Source organism: Agrobacterium sp. LAD9, assembly GCF_003031125.1.
Lineage (GTDB): Bacteria > Pseudomonadota > Alphaproteobacteria > Rhizobiales > Rhizobiaceae > Agrobacterium > Agrobacterium radiobacter.
This window is the reverse complement of the sequence record NZ_PHGS01000022.1, coordinates 75,462-99,026: the sequence shown is the minus strand read 5'-3', so window position 1 is coordinate 99,026 and position 23,565 is coordinate 75,462. Positions and strand designations below refer to the sequence as shown.

At 58.1% G+C, this 23,565-nt stretch carries 19 protein-coding genes, 1 tRNA gene and 1 pseudogene; 12 read left to right on the top strand and 9 right to left on the bottom strand.

Translation table 11 applies throughout. The annotated features are described in order from the left end of the window. Positions 1-388 (bottom strand): annotated as a pseudogene (gene uppQ, locus DA915_RS21270) (polysaccharide biosynthesis GNAT family N-acetyltransferase UppQ); the annotation flags it as partial. Positions 389-684: 296 nt separating this feature from the next. Here uppQ and DA915_RS21265 point away from each other — a divergent pair. Beyond that, positions 685-769 (top strand) — tRNA-Leu (locus tag DA915_RS21265). Between the two features lie 100 nt (positions 770-869). Here the strand turns inward: DA915_RS21265 and DA915_RS21260 are convergent. Both DA915_RS21260 and DA915_RS21255 read right to left on the bottom strand, forming a co-directional pair. Continuing rightward, the gene (locus DA915_RS21260) at positions 870-1,337 is read right to left on the bottom strand and encodes a tyrosine-type recombinase/integrase (protein WP_244600778.1); all 468 of its coding nucleotides are present in this window, start codon (positions 1,335-1,337) and stop codon (positions 870-872) included. A gap of 252 nt (positions 1,338-1,589) precedes the next feature. Next, complete coding sequence (locus DA915_RS21255) at positions 1,590-2,888, bottom strand: hypothetical protein (protein WP_107677233.1); 1,299 nt, start codon at positions 2,886-2,888, stop codon at positions 1,590-1,592. A 412-nt stretch (positions 2,889-3,300) separates the two neighbouring features. Here DA915_RS21255 and DA915_RS21250 point away from each other — a divergent pair, with 412 nt between their 5' ends. After that, positions 3,301-3,816, top strand: coding sequence for a disulfide bond formation protein B (locus DA915_RS21250; RefSeq protein WP_003507073.1), 516 nt, complete (start codon positions 3,301-3,303; stop codon positions 3,814-3,816). Between the two features lie 31 nt (positions 3,817-3,847). Here the strand turns inward: DA915_RS21250 and DA915_RS21245 are convergent, their stop codons facing one another. Next, the gene (locus DA915_RS21245; RefSeq protein WP_003507075.1) at positions 3,848-4,405 is read right to left on the bottom strand and encodes an HNH endonuclease; all 558 of its coding nucleotides are present in this window, start codon (positions 4,403-4,405) and stop codon (positions 3,848-3,850) included. Between the two features lie 346 nt (positions 4,406-4,751). Between DA915_RS21245 and DA915_RS21240 the strand changes: the two genes are divergently transcribed. The 3 genes from DA915_RS21240 (at position 4,752) to DA915_RS21230 (ending at position 6,843) form a co-directional block, all read left to right on the top strand. Continuing rightward, a complete protein-coding gene (locus DA915_RS21240) occupies positions 4,752-5,051 on the top strand; it encodes a hypothetical protein (protein WP_162996185.1) in 300 nt (99 codons plus the stop codon). Between the two features lie 134 nt (positions 5,052-5,185). Then, positions 5,186-5,791, top strand: a complete 606-nt coding sequence (locus DA915_RS21235; RefSeq protein ID WP_107677232.1) for a transglutaminase-like cysteine peptidase — start codon at positions 5,186-5,188, stop codon at positions 5,789-5,791. 260 nt (positions 5,792-6,051) lie between these two features. Further along, the gene (locus tag DA915_RS21230; protein ID WP_003507081.1) at positions 6,052-6,843 is read left to right on the top strand and encodes a metallophosphoesterase family protein; all 792 of its coding nucleotides are present in this window, start codon (positions 6,052-6,054) and stop codon (positions 6,841-6,843) included. Positions 6,844-6,874: 31 nt separating this feature from the next. Here DA915_RS21230 and DA915_RS21225 read toward each other — a convergent pair whose 3' ends face one another. The 4 genes from DA915_RS21225 to DA915_RS21210 form a co-directional block, all read right to left on the bottom strand. After that, positions 6,875-8,101 carry a glycosyltransferase family 4 protein gene (locus tag DA915_RS21225; protein ID WP_107677231.1) on the bottom strand — a complete coding sequence of 409 codons (1,227 nt, stop codon included), beginning with the start codon at positions 8,099-8,101 and terminating at the stop codon, positions 6,875-6,877. Then, positions 8,098-9,435 carry a polysaccharide pyruvyl transferase family protein gene (locus tag DA915_RS21220; RefSeq protein WP_060724919.1) on the bottom strand — a complete coding sequence of 446 codons (1,338 nt, stop codon included), beginning with the start codon at positions 9,433-9,435 and terminating at the stop codon, positions 8,098-8,100. The genes DA915_RS21225 and DA915_RS21220 overlap by 4 nt, the downstream gene beginning before the upstream one ends. Further along, positions 9,423-10,907, bottom strand: coding sequence for a lipopolysaccharide biosynthesis protein (locus tag DA915_RS21215; RefSeq protein ID WP_003507087.1), 1,485 nt, complete (start codon positions 10,905-10,907; stop codon positions 9,423-9,425). Before DA915_RS21215 ends, DA915_RS21220 begins: the two co-directional genes overlap by 13 nt. A gap of 162 nt (positions 10,908-11,069) precedes the next feature. Continuing rightward, positions 11,070-12,305 carry a glycosyltransferase family 4 protein gene (locus DA915_RS21210; RefSeq protein WP_107677230.1) on the bottom strand — a complete coding sequence of 412 codons (1,236 nt, stop codon included), beginning with the start codon at positions 12,303-12,305 and terminating at the stop codon, positions 11,070-11,072. A gap of 493 nt (positions 12,306-12,798) precedes the next feature. Between DA915_RS21210 and DA915_RS21205 the strand changes: the two genes are divergently transcribed. The 7 genes from DA915_RS21205 (at position 12,799) to DA915_RS21175 (ending at position 22,388) form a co-directional block, all read left to right on the top strand. After that, entirely contained in the window at positions 12,799-14,118 is a 1,320-nt protein-coding gene (locus DA915_RS21205) for a hypothetical protein (RefSeq protein WP_107677229.1), read from the top strand. A gap of 144 nt (positions 14,119-14,262) precedes the next feature. Further along, on the top strand, positions 14,263-15,375 hold the full coding sequence (locus DA915_RS21200; protein WP_087746217.1) for an acyltransferase: 1,113 nt from the start codon (positions 14,263-14,265) through the stop codon (positions 15,373-15,375). Positions 15,376-15,558: 183 nt separating this feature from the next. Continuing rightward, entirely contained in the window at positions 15,559-16,410 is an 852-nt protein-coding gene (locus DA915_RS21195) for a hypothetical protein (RefSeq protein ID WP_107677228.1), read from the top strand. A 130-nt stretch (positions 16,411-16,540) separates the two neighbouring features. Beyond that, positions 16,541-18,790, top strand: a complete 2,250-nt coding sequence (locus DA915_RS21190; protein WP_107677227.1) for a polysaccharide biosynthesis tyrosine autokinase — start codon at positions 16,541-16,543, stop codon at positions 18,788-18,790. Positions 18,791-18,803: 13 nt separating this feature from the next. Further along, a complete protein-coding gene (locus DA915_RS21185) occupies positions 18,804-19,457 on the top strand; it encodes a hypothetical protein (RefSeq protein WP_020811394.1) in 654 nt (217 codons plus the stop codon). Positions 19,458-19,536: 79 nt separating this feature from the next. Beyond that, positions 19,537-21,108: an O-antigen ligase gene (locus tag DA915_RS21180; RefSeq protein ID WP_107677226.1), complete on the top strand. Its 1,572-nt coding sequence runs from the start codon at positions 19,537-19,539 to the stop codon at positions 21,106-21,108. 74 nt (positions 21,109-21,182) lie between these two features. Then, positions 21,183-22,388, top strand: a complete 1,206-nt coding sequence (locus DA915_RS21175; protein ID WP_107677225.1) for a glycosyltransferase family 4 protein — start codon at positions 21,183-21,185, stop codon at positions 22,386-22,388. 41 nt (positions 22,389-22,429) lie between these two features. On the opposite strand, the gene DA915_RS21170 is transcribed toward DA915_RS21175, so the two are convergent. Then, entirely contained in the window at positions 22,430-23,524 is a 1,095-nt protein-coding gene (locus tag DA915_RS21170) for a glycosyltransferase family 1 protein (RefSeq protein ID WP_107677224.1), read from the bottom strand. Positions 23,525-23,565: the final 41 nt, after the last annotated feature.

Below are 23,565 nucleotides of genomic sequence, written 5' to 3'. Positions count from 1 at the left end.
CGAGACCAACACCGCCCGAGCCGCCCACATTGGCCCCGACATTGGCATTGATGCCGTTCGAGCCGCCAACGGAGGCGTTCACGCCCGCATTGACGCCACTGGAACCGCCGACGGATGCATTAACATCCGCATTGACCCCATTGGTACCGCCGACTGAAGCGTTGACATCCGCGCCCAGTCCGCCGCCGCTTCTACCGCCGACATCCGCACTGGCGTTGACACCACCGCCGCCGCCAACGGAGGCATCGACCCCGAGCCCGCCGCTGCCATTGCCGCCAACACTGGCATTGACCCCATTCTCACCACCGACGCCGATATCCAGCGCATGGGCATGGACCGGCAGGATCAGGCAGGCGGACAGTAATAAATTGCGAGAAAAAGCCCTCATAATTTCCTCCCTATGAGTTTGGCCATTCCCGCCCCGCGTGGAAACTCCACCGTGACATCATAATTCAATTAGTAATTGCGCATATTCTAATTTATTAGAGGTGCCTAATATTAACCTAATGCTGCAACTGCAGGTGTCGCGATCCGGCACAGCCATCGGCCGCAACATTTTGATCGGCGGCCTCGGCAAAGACGGAAAACCGCCCGCGCAAACACGCGCAATTCAAAAGGATAAGTCAGCTTTGGGGTTGCACGCATGGCCCTCACCATGATAGACGCCGTGGCATTACCACCGTTGCCCCAATGGCGGAATTGGTAGACGCGCCGCACTCAAAATGCGGTTCCGAAAGGAGTGCTGGTTCGATCCCGGCTTGGGGTACCATTACCTAAAAATCGCATTGATTTGTTTAGGTTTTTTGGCGCTAAATGTCCAAGTGGTTTGCATTACCTAGAAAAGTTGGACACTTTTGTTCTGCTTTTGGTCAATCGTCGCTGTCGTCAACAGCCTGATCCATCAGCTTGACGGCACTCTTTCCGAGCACCTTTTGGCGAGCCGCCTTGGTGTAGCGGATTACCTCTTTTGATGTTGTATGGCCTGTGATTGCCATAATCTGATGCTCGGTCGCGCCGCGATCTGCCAGCCGTGCAGCGGCGGCTTTTCTCAGCCCGTGGGCGCTGCAATGCGTAAGTTCGGCTTCATCGCACCGTTTCCGAAACCAGTTGCCAAAGCAGTTTGACGTGAAGGGCTTGTTGAATTCGGTGACGAGCAAGGTCAGATCGCCGCATGGCGCAGCCTCGATAGCCCTCACAAGATTTGGATGCAGCGGCATTTCCAATCTGCGGGGCTTCCTCTTCTTGTCTTTCTCCTGAACAAACCGAAGCCAACCTTTTGTCATGTGTTGCTTTCCGAACAGCACGATATCGCTCCGGCACTGGCTTGTATAAAGCATCAACATCAAGGCCAGATATCGCTTGCATCGGAAATGGGAACGCAGCCTGTAGTCTCTATTCCGAGCCAAAAACGGAACATAGTCGCAAGCCGGAGTGGTTCGCTGCGCAGATCGAGCGGCAATGGCCGTCTCTCCGCAAAATCGAGCTTTCCAGCGCCGCGACAGTCTGGCTAAGGGCGACATTCGCCTAAACGCCATGTGGGATTTTTGGGGTAATCAGGCAGGCTTGCCAGAAGGCGGTCTCGTATAACTTTACTCGGCTTTCTTGTTAATGATTTCCACAAAATTTGGCGGGTCGACGTTCTCCGCTCCTTGACCGGGGAGCGGCCGAAAGAGCGCGCTGAGCATCAGACCGCGTTCCTCAATCGTGGCTTTGTTTTTCTCAACCAAGTGAGCGTAGGTGTCCATGGTTGTATGCCGCTGCCTCGCGTCATCCATGAGCATCATCGATCGCGTGTTGAATCGTACAAGCAGTTTTATCGCCCAAAAATAGAGCGCCAGTGGCGCGGACACGATAACGAGGCGACTAATTGCATTTGCGGTCACCTGTGCCGCCGATCCATCGCTTGGAGTTCCGTGCGTTGCGGCAATGCTAATTCTCTCAAGCAGATTGACAACATCCTCGACATGAGTAAGCGCATAATAAGGTGGCAGCGTTATCACCGCTGCTATCACGCCAGCGGATACCCAAAAAGACGCCGCGCTCCAGTAGCTGCGATACTTCCAAAGCTTCTTGGTCGCATCAGTACCGAATTCCAGGCGAACTGCGTCGGCAAAAGCTTTTACGTTCGCTTTGCTTGCGTCGACCTCCCGAAGAAGAGCTTCAAGTTCCTGTCTGGACGCCTCCAAGGTCTGGTTCATTCCGGACACCTTCGCGCGCGTCGTTTCGCTTTCCACTCCAAGGCGTTGGATTGTTTCATCAAGCTCGCTCTTGGTTTCGTTGACGATAGCGCCCAGCGTACCGATGCTCTGCCTCTGTCCATCAAGAAGAGCGTCAACCTCGTTTTTAAGAAACTCAATTCGTCGTTGTTCGAGGGCGTTCAATCCAAAAACATCGTTCTCGCCGCTTCTGGAGGATTGTCCGATCTTCCAAGCCGAATAGTTATTGAATTCCGCCAGAACGTTCGGCGGAATGTCCCGTCGCTGTGGAACAGGGCCTACGACCCAGATTTCACGTACCTCATACAGAAACGCAGCAAAAGCTTGGGCGCCGATAGCGAACTGACTGAACGGAGTCAGAGGATCACGAAGTGCGTCGATGCGCTTCATATATTCCTCAACACTTTGTTCGACCAAAAGGGGGACAACCGGCCGCTGAGTCTCACCGGGCAACAGGCAGCTGTCCAAATGCTGTTTCACGCACTCCAACATCTCATGCGCCGATTGGTGGAGAAGTTGGCCCGTTTGTCCCACAGACAAGTAACGCGACAATCTAGTGATGAGCGTATCATAAGCCCGGCGCGTCTCCCCGATTGCGGACGCGGTTGGCGACGAGTCGCTCCGGTTCAGTGTGTAGATGTACTGAAGTGCACCAAAAGTCTGATAGTCCATCGCCCCCTCGCTCGCACCATTAAATCAGATCAGTCTTGCCATAGCAGAAATTTCAAATCGCTTAATGGCGCACAACTTTGGGTGGTCACATGATGGGCCAATCGAAGCAATCTCGTGTGCGCGAAAGGGGTCGGCTGGCTCGTATTTCCAAAAGCGCATTGATTTCTCTAGGCTTTGTCCCGAACGTGCCAGTGAATTCTCTAATGGCCCCACGCCGGCCGGCAAGCTCACGAAACTTTGCTTGCGCACCCCCCGAATATTGCCAGGCTTTCATTTGCCAGATGCGGCGGACTGGATTAGACGAATCCCGTTACACCCCGTGAGGACCGGCGACTTAATTTCGCCATCACGCCCGCCTTTTTGAAAGCCCGTCCGGGATATCTGCTTCTTCGCGAAGTTTGAGGAAAACAACATGGCCAATGCGACCACCGCCGACAATAGCCGCACGCTCGCCGCTCTCGGCGTCACGGCGGGAATGATCTTCACCGTCGGCTCCGCCCTCGGTTTCCAGCATATTGGCGGTTATACGCCCTGCGCGCTGTGCCTGCTGCAGCGCGATCCCTATTATTACGCCATTCCGCTGGGCATATTGGCCGTTGCGACCAGCGTCTTCAAATTGCCGGTTCAGATCACCCGGGTGCTTCTTGCCCTTATCGGCGTGGCGATGCTGATCGGCGCCGGGCTCGGCGTTTATCACGCCGGCGTGGAATGGGGTTTCTGGGCAGGGCCGATTACCTGCGCCACCGGGGCGCCTTCCATCACGACGAATGCCGGCGATCTCCTGGGTAATCTGAACGCCATCAAGGCGCCCTCCTGCAACGACGCGGCCTTGCGGGTGCTCGGCCTTTCCTTCGCGGGCTGGAATGTCATCGCAAGCGTTGCACTTGCGGCAGTCGCCTTTTTTGGCGCGAGCCGTAAAAGCCGGTAAGCGGAAAAGCCGCATTGCAGTTCTGAAAAGATCAGGGCTGCAGTTCGGTATCCCAGTAAAGATAGTCCATCCAGCTTTCGTGCAGATAATTGGGCGGGAACAGCCGCCCGTTATTGTGCAAATCCTGAACCGTGGGCTGGAAGGGCCTCTGCGCCGGGAACATGCCCGCCTGCTTGGGAAGCTTGCTGCCTTTTTTAAGGTTGCACGGAGAGCACGCCGCAACGACATTGTGCCAGGTGGTTTCACCGCCATGCGCGCGGGGAATCACATGGTCGAAGGTCAATTCGTCCCGCGTGCCGCAATACTGGCATTCGAACTTGTCCCGAAGGAAAACGTTGAAGCGTGTGAAGGCGGGGTTGCGGGTGGGCTGCACGTAAGTCTTGAGGCTGACGACGCTCGGCAGCCGCATGGAAAAGCTGGGGGATGACACCGCGTGATCATATTCTGCAATGATGTTCACACGGTCTAGAAAGACAGCCTTGATCGCGTCCTGCCAGGACCATAACGACAAGGGATAATAACTCAGTGGCCTGTAGTCTGCGTTCAGAACGAGCGCCGGCAGGGCCTGTGGTGAAACTGCAATCGTCAAGGGCTTCTCCTGAGCGATTCGGCATCTGCACTTGTATATTAGGTCCGTTGTTACAGGATTGTGAAGCCTATAAATGCAGCGGCAAAGAGCTTAATTTTTGAGCCTCAGAATGGCGTTTTTCGCATTCCTGACGATCGAGCGGCACGGTGACGCCTCCTGGCGACGTGGCACCGCTGGCTGATGCGGCAGGGAGGCGATTCGGCCTTTGCCAGACACAAATCCTTCTCACACCGGATGCAATATCGGTGATATGATTACCCCCGACGGACGCTGAAAAAGCAATGCACGCCGGGCATGGCAAATGTGCGGCGGCGTCATCCATTATTTCGTCCATGGAGGAACGGCCATGACGGTGGGCAGGCAGCAAGCAGCAGCATTGCGCAGGAGGCTTGCGGCCGGTGTTCTGGCCGCCACGATCGGCTTCTCCGCTGGTGCCCATGCGCAGCAATATCAGAATTTCGAAGTGACGCCGGATGGCCGCGGCGGGGCGCAGGGAACGATCGGCGGACGCAATTTCGAAGTTTACCGGAACTACGACCGGCCGCCGGCAAGCAGAGCCTCACCCGATACACAGCGAGAACTCCGACGAGCCGTCCCGCAACAGACCTGTATTGTCGATACGGAAGGTCGAACCCGCTGCAAGTGAGCGCGAACCCAATTTTCAACGCGCTGTAACAAAATTAGATTTCATTAAAATGCAATCTATCGACTTAAACGGCCCGCAAGAATGGGTCGCTATGGTGCCAGCACAAGAGAAGGCAACTGTGCAGAGGCAAGGACATGGCGAAGAGAACAATCCGTCTGGCAACGTTTTTTGCCGTCGCTGCCGGCATGGCGGCGAGCATTGCGACAACGGCATCGGCCGTGCAGCTTGGTGGCCTTGCCCAAAAGCCTGGCGCATCGCGGCCCGGCCTCTTCATGACCACGAGCCGTCCGACCATCGCGCCCATTGCCTTTGCGAAATTCTGTGAAAGCGCCGCCGACCAGTGCATCCGGACTGGTGACCGCGATACGGTGGAACTGAACAAACAGAAGCGTGTGGAACTCCAGCGCATCAACGCCGAGATCAACACCTCGATAATCTATGCCAGTGAAGGGGACGGCGAAGACGACTGGAAACTGAACCCGGCAAGCGGCGACTGTGACGATTATGCGGTGACCAAGCGCCAACGCCTCCTGCGCGCCGGCTGGCCTTCCGGCGCCCTGCGCATTGCCACTGCCCGCACGACGGATGGCATAGGTCACGCCGTTCTGGTCGTCAGCACCAGCCAGGGCGATCTGGTGCTGGATAACCGCACCAATGTCGTCAAGCCGTGGAAAGCGGTGGATCTGAAATGGATCAAGATCCAGTCGCACGAGGACCCGCGTGTCTGGCTGAAACTCTAGAACATGTCTTTACGCTGAAACCGCCCTTTCGGACGACAGGCCCGACCGCCGGTTTAAGGCAACGTATCTTTCGGACATCAAAGAGGGTATTCTCTCCTCGCAGGATTGACGCATCCTGCTTTATAAAAGCCGCCTTTCGCTGCTTCGTCCGGCGGGTTTTGACGGGTGACCCAGCATTGCGTCAACGCAGCTTTGGCGGGTGATGCGGCAGCCTCTTTCAACGCTCTTGACCTTGTGCAGGAGAGACAGTATCGGCAGCTATGCCCAAGGTGCTCAACTGGATTCGCGGTCGTAAACAACCAGCCTCCCGCGACGACCGGAGGCGGCGCAGAATCGACCTTGGCGACAAGCCGGCTTCCTTTCCGATCTACGCCATTGGCGACGTGCATGGCAGCCTCGACCTGCTTTTGCAGGCGGAGCGAAAAATCCTTGCCGATCTGGGGCCTGACCCCTCTCCCGCGCTGGTCGTTCTCCTCGGCGACTATGTCGATCGAGGGCGCGATTCCCGTGGCGTTCTTGAACATTTGCTGAAGCCACCGCCGACGCCGCTGCGCCGTATTGCACTTTGCGGCAACCATGAGCAGCTCTTCCATGATTTTCTCGAAAATCCGCAGGAGAACATGCACTGGCTGGACTTTGGCGGCCGCCAGACGCTCCTGTCCTACGGGGTCGACATAGACTATTTCCTGCAAAAGGGGCGCTTGAGACTGCAGCCGTTCAGGGATGCCCTGCTTGGCGCAATTCCGCAGCCCCACCGCCAGCTTTTATCCAGCCTGCCGATCTATGCCCGGATAGGGTCTTATATTTTCGTGCATGCCGGCTTGAGACCGGGATTGCCGCTGGAGGCGCAGACCGATGAGGACATGCTCTGGATCAGGGAGCCGTTCCTTTCACAAGGGGCCGGGCTGGACCTCGTCGTCATCCACGGCCATACACCGGTAACCGAGCCGGAAACCGGCCCGCAGCGGATCGGCATCGACACGGGTGCATTCACCACGGGCAGGCTTACCGTTCTCAGAATTTCGGATGCGGGCTTACACCTGATTGGTTAAGCGCGTTGCCGCGACCTCAAGACTAGCGGTTTCAACCAATTCGCCTGCCGTTCAGAATATTATCAAGGGTCGTCATTTGCTGGCGATTCCATTCAATGGCGTCCTCAAATGCCTTGCTTCCCAGTTCCTGTCGCTGATCGTGGCTCGAGGCGAGCTGCAGGATTGCGTCGGCGAAACCCCTGTGGTCATTATCATCCACAATGACCACGCCGCGCCGGTATCGGTCCGAAAGCCCCCTTGCGCCCGTGCGGGTGCTGATTGTGGGAACACCGGCAGCCAGGGCATCGAGCAATTTTATATTGATGCCTGTTCCAAGCGTGATGGGATTGATGGAAAGCGGCGCGCGCGTGAAGGCGTCCTTCACATCATCCACGCGGCCGAGCTTGAGAATGCCCTCTTCATCTTCAATCTTGCCACATATACCGCCCGCCAGCACCAGACGTATATCCGGCCGGGCAGCCCTTACCAGCGGCATGATGTTCCGGAGAAACCCCTTCAGGGAAATGATGTTGGCGTCATTAGCGGAACCGAGAAACAAGAAGTCGCTCGGCGTAAAGTCTTCCACTTTTCCATTGAGATCGAGAATATGGCTGACGGTTGCGAGAGCCGGCGGCTCTTCCCCCAGCCGCTGCCGGAACGCGTGCTCCTCTTCCTCCTGAATGGCGACAACCACATCCGCACGGCGCAATGCCCGGCATTCCACCGCCGGCGGCACCGAGAACCAGTATCCATATTTGTTGGCGGTATTGATGAAGGCTTTGTGCCGGTCGGCGAAGGAATCATGGGTATCGAGAATACGCAGCACGCCCTTCGGTAAGCCCAGAAACGCCCTCGAATGAAACGCATATTCCACAATGACGGCATCGATCCCCAGCCGGCGTTGAATATCGCGAAGCTGCCGACCCATTTCCGGATAATAGAATTCATCCAGCTGGTTATAAAAACCACGCTCGCGACCAAGCATCCGATGGAGCTTGCGAAGGGCCCGAAACGACGTCAAGCCAACCTCGAAACCAAAATCGCCGGGAAGCCGGTTCCTAAGGCTACCCCCCTGCTGGGAAACAAGGTGCAGGTGATCCGGTCCGAATTCAGCCTCATGCCCCGCCAGATCGAAATCGGTGGCAATCGTGCCATCCACATGGATGAAATGCACCTCGTGCCCTAGGCCGCGCACGGCGCGCGTCAGCTGCAGAATCCTGCTTCGCGCGCCTTCATTGGCGGGAACGACCGGAAATGCCGAGACGAAAGCGACTTTCATGAAAGGACGGAGGCACGCGCCGGGAAAGTCTCGAACAACTGAAAATTCCTCTTGGACATCGCCAGAATTTCCGGCAGCCTTTTCCCGACGTTTTCACGGATCTCGTCAGATTGGTCGATAAATTCGATCAGTGCGCTTTTGATTCCATCCTGCGTAAGGAAGGAAGACGGAGAAAGCAGATCGGCAGCGGACAGACCAAAATGCTGATAGAGCCCTTCGAACTTCCCCTGATAGGCGATGCATATCGCTGGAACGCCTTTGCCGAGCGCGGCAATGGCGAGATGCATGCGTCCGCTGACGAGGCCGTCAAGCTGGCCGGCGACGCCTTTCAAGACGGGCGCTGACCATTTTCCGTCGAGATAACGGACCCTGTCGGTTCTGGACGCAGGCACACGCTCGGCGATAGCCTTGAGATAGGCCTGATCGCCCACATTGTCGCGATAGTCATGCGGGATGAGCAGCCAGCACACCGGCCTGGCATCGACGGCAAATTGCAACGCTTCCGCCGCATGCCTGATGACCGCCTCGGTCTGCGCGTGGTCGGCGTTTTTGAACAGCATGGGATGCAGGTTGAAACCCATGACCCGGTATCCCTCGGCCCGCTTTCGCGCGATCCATGAACGCGTGCCCTCGTCAGGCTCAGAAGGAACGAGACTGAACGCGGAATCGGAAACGAGCGCCGCATTTGTCTTCGCAAAGGTCTGTAGGCGCTCAAGCGAGATAACGTCGCGCACCTTGAGCGCGCATTCCGGATGAAGGGAACGATAGAACATTGCCAAGGGGGCATGCGGCGTTTCATTGAAGCTGAAGCCGAGGATGACGTTCTTTATTCCGGCAGCGGCGGCGAGATCCGCACTCGCAAGAAGTTTTGCGCTGACCAGGGGATGGTAATATCCATCCATGACATCGGCGCCGACAACGACGACACTATCGTATTGTCTTGTCGCAAACTGCTGCGCCAGGGCTTTTATGAAATCGGGCTTGCCAAAGATATCGACGGGAACAAAGCCCCTCTGGTAAGCGGAATCGGCGTAATCCATCCCATCGACAAGGATGTCTATCTCGACATCGGGATTACTCGCACGCGCGTGTTGCAGCGTCGCGGTGATCATCGCATCATCGCCCAACGAGCCAAAAAGCGTGATGGGATCGCCGGCCACGATCAAAAGCCGGCTTAACCGGTCGCCGGCAGCGGCGGGTTTCATGCCCGCCTTCAACGCCTGCAGATCGTCAAAGAGTTGCCGAAACGCGATATCCCTTCTTCGCCGCTCGATATATTTCACCGCTCTCTGGCGCAGCGGTGCTGGCAGTATTTTTTTTATCAGCTTGCGCATTTGCTTTCCTTTCGGGAAATGATTTTGCCCATGACGAGCGCGATGGCGGACCGGGCCTCGTTTCGCGCAGTCAGCACCAGAAGCAGAAGATAGGCCACGCCGAAAATGGAGCCGAGCAGGATGCCGGATATGAAATCGCCGGCGCCCAGCAGCTTGACCTCGGGACGCATCCATTGAACGAGCAGGAAGCAGAAACCGCTGGAGGCGAAGCTCGGCAGAAGCAGGAGGAATATTCGCCACAGCCCGATGCCAAGCTCGCGGGCGATGAAGAAAAATGTGAAGGGCGTGGAGGTCAGCTGCCCGACGGCATAAACAATGACGATCTCCCTGATGCTATCAGTTGGAACCAGCAGGATCAGCAGGATCGTCGAAACCGCCTTGATGCTTCCGGCAATCAGCACCTTGTTCGGTTTGCCGCGCGCGGAAAGGAAAGGCGCGTTTTGAAACTGAACACATTGCAGCGCGCCAAGCAGAAGCAGCGGTTGCGCCACCCCGTCGGCACCCTGCCATCGCACACCAAATAGCACGTTGCAGATTTCCGGAGCCAATGCCGCGGCGAGCACGAAGACCGGTGTCGAGAAGATCGCCGACATGGTGATCGACTGCTTGTAGAGCGCCGCCATTCGTTCCCGCTCGTGCGATATGCGCGAAAGCACCGTCAGTGAAACGTCATAAAGCGCCGCCTGAAGCAATTGCATCAGAAGTTGATAGAGCCTGCTGCCGACGGTGTAGAGGCCGAAGAGCGCGACCCCGTAATGTCCGAGAATCATGAAATCGATCAGGCGCGTGGCCGCGAAATCGACAATACGAAGGCCGAGCGCCGACGAACCGAAGCGAAGCAGTTCAACGAAAGTGCCGGGGTTGAGGGTGGCGCCCGGCAGCCAGTGCGGCTTTCTCCAGAGCCAGATCAGCGTGACGATGGTGGCGACATAGGTCTGAACGACGAGGCTCCAGACACCGAGGCCGATGATTGCGAAAACAATCGCCACGCCGCCACCGATGATGTTCGATATGAAGGTTCTGATCGCCAGCGGCTTGAAAGCCAGCGCGCGGCGATAATTCACCTCCTGAAACATCGATGCCGTGTTCAGCGGCAGCAATATGCAGATCGCCACGATGACCGGCGCCAGCCCTTCGACCTCAAACCAGCGCTCCAGTTCCGGAGAGAACACGCAGACGGCAATGGCCAGCAATGTCGCCACCGCAACCGAGGCATAAAACGGCAGATTGACGTCGCTGGGCTCCAGATTGCGTTTCTGCACGATCGCATCCGCGAATCCGAATTCCGACAGCATCTGGATCAGCATCAGCACCAGCCCGGCGGTGGCGACCATGCCGTAATCGGTAGGGCTGAGGAAACGGGCGAGGACAATGAAGAGAATGGAGGTAAAAAGCTTGCCGCCCCAGTTCTGGACGATGGACCAGAACACGCCTTTCAGGGCCGCATTGCCTATTGACGTTGCCTCGGACATCAATCCACCACCTGCAAAACCGGCCGCATCAACGCACCGGGCGCAGCGACCGCAAAACAGTCGACGCCCATGCCAGGAAGGCGGAGGCTGCCGTTATTGCTTCCCACCATATGCTCTCTCCTTCGAAGAAAACCGCGGCAACGGACGGGGTCCGTTGCCGGTCTAAGATGCACGCAGGGTTCGGCTTTGCCGGTGGCTCGTCAGGACGTCCTCATAAAGTTTCACATAGTTTTCGCCGACCCGGCGCGAGGTGGACTCCTCGACGATGTTTCCGAAATCGGCCTCCGTCGGCAATTCTTCGCGCGAAAGCGTCAGCACGCGGCGAATACGGGCAGCGAGATCCTTGGCGTTGCCCGGTTCGAACAGCCAGTCGTGGTTGGTCTCGCCAATCAGCTCCGGAATTCCACCGGAGGCTGCGCCGATGACAGGCACACCCATGGCATAAGCCTCGTAGATCGTGCGCGGTGAAGGCTCGGCCCAGAAGGAGGGAACGATGAGCACATCGATCTCTTCGAAAAACTCCTTCGGCCTTGCCCAGCCGACGAACTCGATCGGCAGATCACCGGCCTGGGCCGTGAAACGCTCGATGGAATCATCCATCGCATGACCGGCGACCAGACAGCGCCAGTTGCCGTGACCGATTTCCTTGAAGGCATCGACCATGTTGCCGACGCCTTTTTCCGTGTTGATGCGGCCGATGTAACCGAAGGTCAGTGGCTTGCCGCTGCGGTCAATCTGCCGGCGGGCGACGGGATCGCCCTCGGGAACCGTGCAGGAATAAAAGATGACGCGGCGCAGGCTTTCCGGAATGTGGTGGAATAGCCCGTGATTGACGTGCGTCTTGAGGATTTCGGTGCCGACGCTTGCGACAGCGCCGATATAACGCTGCGTGAATTTCTTGGTGAAATTCACCACCTGACAGCCGAGATGGAGGTGCTCGCAGGGCTTGCCGCCCTTGAACATGGCGGCATTGCCGCACAGGAGATCATATTCGCAGATCGTGTGAACGATCGGAATGCCGCGCTTATGCGCCGCCCGCCACACCAGCGTCGTCACATCCAGCAGCGAATGGGTGTTGAGAACGTCAGGTTTGAAATCGTCGAGAACGGCCTCGAACTGCTTTTCGACATCGAAATTCCATTGCTGCTTGAGCTTCTGCATGCGCCGCTGCTGCGGCGAATATTGCGGCCAGTCCTCAAGCCAGAAATCGTTGTTGTGGAACATGCGGTAGACGGAGACGCCGTTGCGCATCGTTTTCGGTTCGGCCTGCCGCTCTATGCAGGCGGCGCCGACCGTATGTCCCATGGAGACGAGTTCCTCGGCGAGATGTTCGACCGAGCGTTCGCATCCACCAACGATATGCGGCGGATAAAGGCTGCTAAGATGGAGAATTCTCATGCGGATACGCTCTATTTTCCTTCATCGAAAATCTATGGCGTCCATCCCGGGCTCAGTCGTCTCCGTAAATTCCCGGAGACCAGTGAGACATCTGCAAAATACAAAGAGCCGGAGCGGAACTAATGTTTGAAAATATGAATTACGAAAATCTACTTTTCAAAAAGCACGGGAATTGGCGGCATTTCAAGTGATTTTTTTCGCGGCGCGGTAAAAGCCATGCGGTGTTGCGAAAAGAACCGCTCTCATGTTACGGTTTAGCCACTTTAAAGTGCAGGCAAGCGGGAGCAATCGGCTCCGTTGCGGCTGATGACAATACTACATTTGATAATATCTGTTTTATTTCAGAGACATGGATTTTTGAGCGACCGTAAATGCCAAAAACTTCCAGGACATTCTGATCTCGAGATGCGGACAGCCGTGATCGTCATTTAAACGGCGACATCCATGTGATGGCGCTTGCTTATACTCTCTCCGGACGTACCAGGAGGCGCAGATGAATGGAAAACAGCCGATCGCCATGGGTGGCCTGACGCGGCGCAACCTGCTTTCAGCCGCACCCCTTGCATTGGTCGCCGCCTCCGGTTTGCAGGCCATTCCCGCACGGGCGCAGCCGGCTGCTTCCGCCAATACCGAAGCCTTTCTGGACAGCATAGGGGTGTGTGGCCACTTCACCCGCACCACAGGCGTCTATCCGGAACAGTTCGACCGGATCATGCCCGAGATCGAAGCACTGGGCGTCCGGCATCTGCGTGATGACGGGCTCATCGCCGCCAGAAACAGCCCCGTCTTTCAGCGGCTGCGCCGGATCGTGGCGGCGGGCCTTCGCCTCACCATCATATGTTACGACAATCTCAACCCTTATGTCTCCACGCCGCTCGACAGGCTTGCGGATTTCTACGACTGGTCCGACGCGGGTATCGATATTTTCGAGGGCAGCAATGAACCGAACCTGACGAAGGATCCGCAAAACGCCCCGCGCATTTCGGCGGAGCATCAGGCCGCCCTGCACGCCGCCGTCCGCTCGATTCCGCGACTGAGCGCGGTGCGCGTTGCGGCGCCAAGCTATGTCCTTGAGAACAGGGCGCTGGCATTGGACCTGAAGGATGTCTGCGACTACGGCAATATCCACCCTTACGCGGGCATGGAGCACCCCGAAACGACCGGTCCGGGGGCGCTCTCAAAATCCGTTGCCGCTTCGGCGCATATAGCAGCGGGCCGGCCGGTGCTCGCCACGGAGATGGGCTACCATACCTCGCTGCAAACCGAGACCTTTCATTTCCCCGTCACCGAAGGCATCAAGGCACGCTATATGCCGCGTATGCTGCTCTGGTGCTTCATCAGCGGTATCCGCCGGTCCTATATCTATGAAATGGTTTCAAGCTTTGCTGCGGATGAGACAAACCCGGAATCCTCCTTCGGTCTCCTGCGCCATGATCTGAGCCGCACCCCCGCTTACGAGGCCGTTCGCGCCCTTCTTTCCCTCTGCAAGGCAGAACGGCAAACCGGGCAGGAGGAACGGCAGATCGATTACCTCACGGCCGATCCCCAAAGATTGTCCCTGCATCTCGCAAGGCCGGACGGTGCTTTGCTCGTGCCGGTCTGGCTTGGAATTTCCGGCTGGCAATGGCCTGCGCGGATCGAAAACCCGCCCGCCGAACGGGTTGCGACATTTTCGGTGGCCGGCCAGCACAGTCACGTTGTCGCACACCGTTTCCGCGATGACGGCTCCGTGAGCCAGCAGACAATAACGCAGGAAAGCGGGCAATACCGGCTTTCGGTCAGCGACCAGCTTACCGTTCTGGAAGTTTTCTGAGCGGTGCGGAGGAAATGCCGCATCGCAAAATTGTGTGTATCGCGTCGTGCTGTTGCATGCTAGCCTGCTTGAATAATGGACTTCTGCGCCGCAACGGCGGGCGCAATATATTACTAAATATATCTTTATTTTTATAGATTGACGATGATGAAAAATTTTAAAGAAGCGCCCGCTGCCGGGGCGCAGCGTCTCGATGTTCTTCAGGTAATGCGCGCCGTCGCGGCAACCATGATCGTTGCGTTGCACGCTGATGTGAACTGGCAATTCACGCTTTTCCCGCTGCATCTGCTGAGGTTGGGCGGCGGTGTCGACCTGTTTTTCGTCATTTCCGGCTTTGTCATTGTTTATGCGTCCCGGCCCTATTTTGCAGCGCCAGGCGGCCGTTCCGCCTTTCTGCTGCGCCGGTTCCTGCGCATCGTCCCGCTTTACTGGTTTGTGCTGACCCTGCGGCTTGCCATGGCCGCCAGCGTGACCCTTATCAGCGCCAAGGCCTTTCCGCCGTTACAGTCGATCCTCACTTCCTATCTGTTTATTCCCTATGACAGCATGGGTTACGGCGACGCCTATCCGTTTCCGCTGATCGATCTCGGCTGGACGCTGAATTACGAAATGTTCTTTTACATCGTTTTTGCGGTGTTCATCTTCCTGCCGCTGGAGCGCGCGGTATTCACGACAGCCGCCGTGCTGTTTACCGCCGTCATGGTCGGCTCCGCCTTCGATCTCGGCCTGCCGTTCAGCTTCTGGTTTCAGCCGATCATTCTCGAATTCGTCGCAGGCATGTTCATTGCGGTCCTCTTCCTGCGAGGCGTCCGCCTGCCGCCCCTGCTCGGGCTCGCAACGGCGCTGTGCGGCCTGGCGATCTGGATGCTGACCGATCTGAGCAGGATTGGGTTCCAGTGCGATCCGGGTTGTTACTCGTTTTCGCGGCTGCTCGTTTTCGGCGGTGGCGCAATTCTGCTGATGGCAGCGGCGACCCTGACCAGAAACATCTCCCTGCCCCGTTTCGCGCAGCCGCTGGCAAAACTCGGCGATTCATCCTACGCGCTTTATCTGTTGCACCCTTTTATTTTCCGGGGCTTCAAGATCGCGCTCGGCGGCGTCACTTACCCGCCGGAGTGGAGCAACGTCGTTTATCTCGTCATCGTCGTCAGCACCGTCGCCATAGCCCACGCCTTCCACGTCCTTGTCGAAACACCGGCCAATATCTGGCTGCGTGACCGGCTGATAACATCGCCACGGAAAGTCGCCGTGTCCTGAATAAACCAGAGAAGGCAAGGGCGGCGGCCGTTAACAATAGCTGAGGGTTTCCGCTGCGGGTTTATTTTAGCGCTTGATCCTTTGCTTGGGCTGTGCGATTTAAAAAGAAATTTTAGATGTTGGGTAACCATTCCCAACGTTGGATGTATTTAAAGTCGTATTTTAAAAGATTTGGAGAGTTGGATGCCCCGCATTCGTAACGGCTCGATGCTCGTTGGTGCGATGTTTGTTGCCAGCATGGGTCTCTTTTCCACTGTCGCCAACGCACAAAACGTGGATTCCGTGCCGCCGGCCGCCCCGCAGCAGACCCCTTCGGTCGAAAGCGCCGCAACGGGCGCGCCCGTCAAAGCCGCCGATGAAACCACCGCTGCATTTCTTGCCCGCGTCAACACCACCAATCCGGACACGGTTTCCATTACCGCGGCTGAACTGTTCAAGCAGTCTCCGACGCAGGGAATGATCAAGGATCTGGTCACCATTGCTTCCAGCACGGATGCGGCAACGGCCGACGTGACCGGAAAAGTGACGAGCGGCTTTCCGATCATCGCGGTTTCCACCAGCGCGGCACAGTTTTCCGAACAGCTTTCCGCCCTGATCCTGAGTGATTCCGGCCAATTGCCAACCATCGTCGCACTGGCCCAGAAGGTCGGCAACAAGGACTTTTCCGAAGTTGTCGGCGAAGGCCTGGCACTTGCCCACGCCACCGCAATGCGCAATGGCAATACGATACTTGCGGCCGCCATCCAGTTGCAGACAAAAGGCGCCAACGTGCCCGCCGATCTTCTCATTGCCTTTAGCGAGAATATCGAGGGAACGGCTGCCGGCCCGGCCGCTCCTGCGGCTGCCGCGGCGGCTGCATCGCCGATCGGCGGCGCGGGATCCTCGCCGGCCAGCGCCAACAGCATCGGCGGCTCGGGAACCGCAGGTGCCGCAGGCGGCACCGCACAGGCAGGTGGCGGGAGCCCGCCGGCTGGCCGTGGCAGATCGCTGTCAACCGGCAGCACCAGCACGCCGACGAGCACGAGCCCCGTTTAAATTTGGCTTTGTCGCCTTTCCCACCGGGAAGGCTGCCGCCAGTTCTGTGATGCAACCGTGACTTGGCGGGCCTTGCGCCTGCCGAAAAGAGCGAGGCTGACAGTTGTTGCAAAGGCACGATCCCCTGACGATGGCCGATTACGATAAAAGCGGGCTGACGGCCGAGTTTATCGACGTCGATGCCGCTCTTGCGATAATCCGCCGGCAATGGCGCATCGTCCTTGCCGCGATTGCGGTTGCCGGGGCAATCGGCCTCGCCTTTGCCGCGACGGCCGTGCCGATCTATTCGGCTACGGCGACCCTGCTGATCGACCGCAACAATAGCCAGATTGTCGAACAGCTTTCGACGATCGGCGGCGTCATAGAGGATGAGGCCTCCATTCTGAGCCAGGTCGAGGTCCTGCAATCGGAAACCATCGGGCTTGCCGTTGTCGATAGTCTCAAACTCACGGAAAATCAGGAATTCAGGGCAACGCGTGCGTCGCTTCTGAGCTCGATATTTGGCACTATCCGTTCGCTCGTCAACGTTTCGCAATGGTTCTCGCCGGCAAAAAAAGAGTCTGTTGTTGACGATGGAACCCTGAAGAGATCGCTGTCGGACCAGCTGCTTAACGGCCTCAGCGTCAAGCGCATCGGCCGAACCTACGCGCTAGAACTCACCTATAATTCGACATCGCCGGTTCTCGCCGCGCAGATCGTCAATGCCGTGGCCTCGGCCTACTTGCTGGACAAGCTGAACTCCAAATACGAGGCGACGCGGCGGGCCAGCGACTGGCTGTCCGACCGTATTGCGGAACTGCGCCAGCGCGCGCTTGATACCGATCTTGCCGTGCAGAAATTCCGGGCCGAACATAATCTGATCTCGACCGGCAATAACAGCCTGCTTTCCGATCAGCAGCTGGCCGAATCCAATAGCGCCCTTATTCTGGCGCAGTCGGAGACGGCAAAGGCGCGGGCGCGCGTGCAGCGCATCGAGCACATTCTCGCCACCGACGATGTCGACGGGGTCGTCACCGATATTCTCGACAGCTCCGTCGCAAACGATTTGCGCAAGAAATACCTTGAGTCCTCGAAGATCGAGGCGGAAATCACGAGACGCCTCGGCAGCAACCATATTCAGGCCGTGCGTCTGCGCAATGAAATGCAGGAATACCGGCGGTTAATGTTCCAGGAAATCAGCCGCATCGCGCAGAGTTACAAAAGTGATCTGGAGGTTTCGGAAGCGAAGGAAAAATCGCTTGCCGAGAGTGTCGCCAAAGCAACCGACATCAGCAACTCGGCCAGCGAAACACAGGTTCAGCTGCGCGAATTGCAGCGCGAAGCCGAAACCTACAAGAACATGTACCAGACGTTCCTGCAGCGTTATCAGGAAGCGATGCAGCAGCAGTCCTTCCCCGTGACGGAAGCGCGCGTGATTTCCAAGGCGATGCCGCCCAGGATTCCGAGCAAACCGAACAAGCCCATCATCCTGGCGCTGTTCATGATCATGGGTGCGGCAGCCGGCGGCGGCATTGCCATGTTCCGCGAATTCCGCGATCGGTTTTTCCGTACCGGCGAACAGGTTCGCGATGTTCTCGGGCTGGAATTCCTCGGCAATACCCCGCTGATCCCGAACAAGCCGGTGACAGAGGCTCCGGAAAGCGGCCATCCCGGGCTGACGCTTCCCACCAGCGTTGCGCGTTACGCAGTTGACCACCCGCTCTCCTCCTTCGCCGAAACCCTGCGCAGCACCAGACTTGCCATCGATCTCGGCATTTCCGCCAAAAGCGGGGCGCGGATTGTCGGTGTTGTCTCGGCCTTGCCGAGCGAAGGCAAATCCACGATCTCCATCAATCTGGCGCAGCTGCTCGCCGGGCAGGGCGCTCGGGTCCTGCTGCTGGATGCCGATATCCGCAATCCCGGCGCCACGCGCGCCATGGCGCGTCACGCCAGCGAGGGTCTGCTCGAAGTATTGCTGGAAGGCCGCAGCGTGCAGGATGTGCTGCTTCGTGACGAAAAGACGAGGCTCGCTTTCCTGCCCACAGTGGTCAAGCAGCGTGTCCCTCATTCCTCCGAATTGCTGACCTCGGCGCAAATGCACAAGCTGCTGGCTGAAGCGAGCAACGCTTTCGACTACATCATCGTCGACCTGCCGCCGCTCGGGCCGGTGGTCGATGCGCGCGCCATGGCGGGACGGATCGATGGTTTCATCTTCGTCACGGAATGGGGCAAGACCGCTCGCAGGGCGGTGCGGAACACGGTGGAAAATGAGGTCCATATCCGCAAGAAGTGCCTCGGCGTCATCCTCAACAAGGTGGACACCGAAAAGCTGAAGCTTTATCGCGCCTATGGTTCAAGCGAATATTATCATTCACGCTATACGCGATATTACCATGACTAGGCGTGGCGGCGTGATGCGCCTGCGGAAAATCCTCGCGGTCGTACCGGTCCTGGTCATTTCCGTCTTTGTCCTGTCCGTCGCGGCGCAGGCATTTTCCCAAAGCCGGCGTTTTTCCGATATCGTCGCATTGGCGAGAATCGCCGATGAAAATAACGGTCTTGCACCTGAACTGCTTGCAAAAACCGTCGCTGAACTTCACCCCGTCATCACCGAAAAAATCTGCCGTTCGGATATCGTCAAAGCCGGGCTAAGGCTCGTTCTGGCCGATCTCGATGCAAATGGCGCCGATCCGGCATCCGATTCCGGCGCGGCGCGCCTCGGTTTTGCCGAGACCTTTATTCGCCATTCGCTCTCCTGTTTTCCCGCAAATGGCGATGTCTGGCTGCGTCTTGCCATGGTTCGTTCGCTGCGCAACGCCTCGCCCATGGAAGTCGCCGTGCTGATGAATTTCTCCCAGCTCTACGGGCCCGCCGATGCCAATCTGATCCGTGGGCGTTTCGTGATGTGGCAACAATTTCCGAAAAACACCTTGCCCGAGGCCGAAGCGGCCCGCGAGGCGGACACGGCCATCGTCTGCGGCAGGCAAGGAGAAATCCTGCGATGGACCCTGGCGGAAGTCTGCCCAAAGCCGCCATCGGAAGGCGCGACACGCCTGACGCTGCCATGATCTGAAACAGCAAGAGAACAAAACCCTGTCCGTCGTTCGGGCATAACCACCACAAACAATTCCGACAAAGCCCAAAGACATGTCGCTTACCGAAGCCCGATCAGAACCGCTCTCCTCCTCGCAGCTCCCATCAGCGGCAGTTCGGGACCGTGTCCGGCCGGTCGCAGCAGTCGCGTTCTGGGCAATCTTTCTGCTGGCGCTTCTCAATCGGGGCGCAACGGAAATCGAAAGCCGCATCGTTGTCACGGCCGCCATCTATCTCCTGCTGGTGCCATCGATCCTCCTGTTCGGACCTCCCAAGGCCGGTGCAGGCAAGGTACTTGCGGCGGCCTGCCTTTTGTTGGGAGCGCTTATCGTGCAGATGCTGCTGCAGGCATCCCCCTTGCCCGGCATCGCGCGCGCCAACCCGGCCTGGTCCACCGCTGCCATGTTCATGCAGAATGCGCCAGCCGCAACGATCTCACTGACGCCTGCGGATGACCGACTCGGCCTCATGAGCGCCGCCCTGCCTTTCGGCGTCTTCATGACCGGCCTTGTGATTTTCGATACCGACGAGCGTGCGGCCAAGACGCTGCGATGGTTTGCAATCGCCGGGGGCTGGCTCGCGCTGTTTTCGATCGTGCAATTCGTGCTTTTTCCCGAAGCTCTCGGCTTCATCCAGAAACGCTTTTATCTCGGCAGCCTCACCGGCGTCTTTGTCAACCGCAATACCGCCGCAACCTTCTTCGGTCTCATTCTTCTCACGCTCGCCGTATTATTACACAAAAGTCTCCTCGCTCCGGATTGGGCGAGAGTAAAGGCGCTCGTGGCAAACCGCCTGACCGTGCCGACTGAGCAGAAAAAGCTCATCCGCAGAGCCGCTTTTCTCGGGGTACTCTCGGGCTTTTGCTTCATCGCATTGATGCTGACGGGGTCGCGCGCCGGGATCGGATCAAGCCTCGCAGCGTTGATTTTCCTGATCCTTCTGATTGTGTTCAATTCTCCCGCCAGAACCGGCCGCAACGGGGTCTCCGGCCGGCGCAGGCAGCGTGGGACGAGACGTCGCGCCGCGCTCCTGATCGCGATCGCCATCGCCCTGTTTGCGCTTTTCGCCAACCGGGTGGCGCTTCGCATGGAAACACGGTTGGAAGACGACATGCGCTTCTGCTACATGCCGGGCATCGCCCGCGCCATCGCCGACAATTGGCCGCTGGGATCGGGTCTGGCAAGCTTTACGGAAATCTATGCGCCCTATCATGCCGCGCGATGCGGGGTGGACGCCGTCGTCACCCATGCCCACAATGTCTATGCCGAGGGGTTGCTGACACTCGGCGTGGTCTTCCCGTTTTACCTCGCTTTTTTTGTGCTCATCCAGCTGGTGATCTTTATTCGCGGGGCACGGAAACGCAGAAATTATCGTTACGCCTCTCATCTCGGCCTTGCGGCGCTGCTGCTTGTGCTGCTGCATTCGACGCTTGATTTTTCGCTGCAGATTCCCGGCTTCGCCATGGCCTATGCCGTTTTCCTCGCCCCGGTCGTCACGCTTTGCCTGAACCCGCCCGGAATGGAACGGGAAGGACGCAAAAGGCAGAGACAATCTCCGGCCGAAGCTGCAATGCCGGCACCGATCCATTCAAGCCGGACGGCACAAACTCCGCTTCGTCTGCCATGACAGGAGTTTGGCATTGGTTCGCGGATGCAACATAATTGTCGTGATCTTAACGCCATGGGCGCAGGAATTTGAGCATGCGGATATTGCAGATAACCTCGCTATTTGCTCCGGATCGGGTGGGAGGTGCGGAAATATTCGTGGAAGACCTCGCGCGTGGACTTGCGGATAAAGGACACACGGTCGCGGTGGCCGCCATCTCCCGTAAAGAGCAGGCAGCGGAACAGCGAGACGGTTTCGCCATTCACCGCCTCGGGCACACCACGCCGTTCTTTATCGGCGACTGGGGGCAACAACCGGAATGGAAGCGAAAATACTACAAGATCGCCGTGCAACTGGATCCGCGCCTCGTTCGCCGGCTTGCGCGTGTCATCGATGATTTCCGGCCGGATGTGGTCAATACCCACTCGCTCTCGGAGCTGACGCCGCTGATCTGGCCGATGATCCGCAAACGCGGCATTCCGCTCGTTCATTCGCTGCATGATTTCACAAGCATGTGCACCAACGGCTCGCTGTTTCATGACGGACATATCTGCGATGGCAGCAGCAAAAAATGCCGCGCCTTTTCTTACATCCACCGGCGTTGCCAATGCGCGGTTGATGCGGTTGCCGGCGTTGGTCACGATATCGTCGAGCGTCATGTGCGGGCCGGCTTTTTTACCCACGTGCCCGAAAACCGCCGCACGGTGATCTGGAATGCGATTTCACCACCGGCTTCGCCACAACCGCGCCTCCCCCGCGCGCCGGGAGAGCCGCTCGTCTTCGGCTATCTGGGTCGTATCGAAGCGGCAAAAGGAGCGGACCTGCTGATCGAGGCCCTGCGGCTCTTGCCTTCACAAGGCTGGCGACTGGTCATGGCGGGCCGCGCGCCTGACGGTATCGAGTTCTACCGGCAAAAGACAGCCGGCCTTCCGGTCACGTTTCCGGGTTATGTGGAGGCCGATCATTTCTTCGCCGGCATAGACTGCCTCATCGTCCCGCCTTTGTGGCCGGAGGCCTTCGGACGTACCGTCGCCGAAGCCATTCTGCGCGGCGTACCCGTCATCGGCGCAAATCTTGCGGGCGTTGCCGAACAGACCGGCGCGGACAGGCCGGAACGCCTGTTCGCGCCGGGCAATGCCGCCGAACTGGCCGCGCGCATGGCAGAGGCCATGCGCAATCCCGCCATGCTCGAGGAAACCCCTGAAACCCGGGAGCGAATTCGGCAAGGTGTCGCACCCGAAGGGGTCGTCGCAGCCTATGAAAAGCTCTATTCGGATGTGCGTAGAACCGACGACGCATGAACCGTCACTGTCGAGACAAGGCGCTTGGGCATCCCCTGGTCTCAACGCTGCGCTTGAAAAAGCTGCGCGTAGCTCTTCGCCGCTTTCTGCCACGAATATAATTTACGGTTTTCATAACCTGCCTGGCGAAGATTGTCTGCGAGTTCCGGATTCCCCAGAAGCCGCTCAAGCACGTCAACAAGACTTTGAGTGTCCGCCGGATCGAAAGTCAGGGCGCCATTGCCGGCAATCTCCGGCGTTGCGGACCGGTTGGAGCAGACGACCGGGCATCCCAGCTGCTGCGCCTCCAGCACCGGTAGGCAGAACCCTTCATAGGTAGAGGGTACACAAAGGCAGGCGGCATGCCGGTAAAGTTCGGCCAGCTGCCGATCATCTATGCCGGAAAGCCGGATCAGCCGGGTTTTCAATTCCGGATCAGCCAGCGCGCCGGCGATTTCCTCCGCCTCGTCGCGGCCGACATGCACGACACGCAGATCCGGCCATTTTTTACCGAGTATGGCAAAGGCTTTGCCAAGGAGGGAAAAATTCTTGTTGGAAGTCGCGTTTCCGACCACCAATATGTAGCGCCCGGCAACAGGCGGTACCAAACCAAGAGTCTCGGGATCGACATTCAGCGTACTGTCGGAATGAATGGTAAGGCTCTTATTGGCAGCGGCAGGATAAAAACGCGCCAGATCCTTCCGCGTCGCGTCGGATACGCAGATAACCTGATCCGAGCCGGCCATCATCAGCTTGAAGATGAAATCGGTCGTCAGGGTCGCCCGCCAGCCGATCTGTTCGGGAATGGTTTTGAAATAAAGATCGTGAACAAGGGTGAGACGCCGTTTGCCGCCGAGGGGACTTCCGAAAGGATCGGCGTTAAACAGCACATCAATGCCATGCCGGCGGCAAAGCGCGGGCAGCATGGCGGCCTGACGCACCACGTCAAAAACCATGATGCGCGGCCGCGGAGTCTCGATAAGCTGCAATCGGCTGTCGCGCAGGCTTTCTGGCAGTTGCGCCCGCGTCCACGGAGAGCGCAGAATATAATCGTCGGCCGTCTGCTCCAGCAGCCGCTCCAGCAGGCTGAAGGTTACGCGGGCGACACCGGAGGCCTTGCCGCCATATTGGCTCGGCATGTTTACGAGAATGCGCATCCTGGCCCTTCTGCCTACCGGCATTGCCTGTCCTCATCGAT

Excerpts from the sequence above, each read along its gene's own strand:
- DA915_RS21185 (WP_020811394.1), top strand. The coding sequence starts at position 18,804 with ATGCGCCTGCGGAAAATCCTCGCGGTCGTACCGGTCCTGGTCATTTCC.
- DA915_RS21180 (WP_107677226.1), top strand. The coding sequence starts at position 19,537 with ATGTCGCTTACCGAAGCCCGATCAGAACCGCTCTCCTCCTCGCAGCTC.
- DA915_RS21170 (WP_107677224.1), bottom strand. The coding sequence starts at position 23,524 with ATGCGCATTCTCGTAAACATGCCGAGCCAATATGGCGGCAAGGCCTCC.
- DA915_RS21215 (WP_003507087.1), bottom strand. The coding sequence starts at position 10,907 with ATGTCCGAGGCAACGTCAATAGGCAATGCGGCCCTGAAAGGCGTGTTC.
- DA915_RS21200 (WP_087746217.1), top strand. The coding sequence starts at position 14,263 with ATGATGAAAAATTTTAAAGAAGCGCCCGCTGCCGGGGCGCAGCGTCTC.
- DA915_RS21205 (WP_107677229.1), top strand. The coding sequence starts at position 12,799 with ATGAATGGAAAACAGCCGATCGCCATGGGTGGCCTGACGCGGCGCAAC.
- DA915_RS21190 (WP_107677227.1), top strand. The coding sequence starts at position 16,541 with ATGGCCGATTACGATAAAAGCGGGCTGACGGCCGAGTTTATCGACGTC.
- DA915_RS21250 (WP_003507073.1), top strand. The coding sequence starts at position 3,301 with ATGGCCAATGCGACCACCGCCGACAATAGCCGCACGCTCGCCGCTCTC.
- DA915_RS21220 (WP_060724919.1), bottom strand. The coding sequence starts at position 9,435 with ATGCGCAAGCTGATAAAAAAAATACTGCCAGCACCGCTGCGCCAGAGA.
- DA915_RS21230 (WP_003507081.1), top strand. The coding sequence starts at position 6,052 with ATGCCCAAGGTGCTCAACTGGATTCGCGGTCGTAAACAACCAGCCTCC.
- DA915_RS21210 (WP_107677230.1), bottom strand. The coding sequence starts at position 12,305 with ATGAGAATTCTCCATCTTAGCAGCCTTTATCCGCCGCATATCGTTGGT.
- DA915_RS21195 (WP_107677228.1), top strand. The coding sequence starts at position 15,559 with ATGCCCCGCATTCGTAACGGCTCGATGCTCGTTGGTGCGATGTTTGTT.
- DA915_RS21240 (WP_162996185.1), top strand. The coding sequence starts at position 4,752 with ATGACGGTGGGCAGGCAGCAAGCAGCAGCATTGCGCAGGAGGCTTGCG.
- DA915_RS21260 (WP_244600778.1), bottom strand. The coding sequence starts at position 1,337 with ATGCTTTATACAAGCCAGTGCCGGAGCGATATCGTGCTGTTCGGAAAG.
- DA915_RS21235 (WP_107677232.1), top strand. The coding sequence starts at position 5,186 with ATGGCGAAGAGAACAATCCGTCTGGCAACGTTTTTTGCCGTCGCTGCC.
- DA915_RS21255 (WP_107677233.1), bottom strand. The coding sequence starts at position 2,888 with ATGGACTATCAGACTTTTGGTGCACTTCAGTACATCTACACACTGAAC.
- DA915_RS21225 (WP_107677231.1), bottom strand. The coding sequence starts at position 8,101 with ATGAAAGTCGCTTTCGTCTCGGCATTTCCGGTCGTTCCCGCCAATGAA.
- DA915_RS21175 (WP_107677225.1), top strand. The coding sequence starts at position 21,183 with ATGCGGATATTGCAGATAACCTCGCTATTTGCTCCGGATCGGGTGGGA.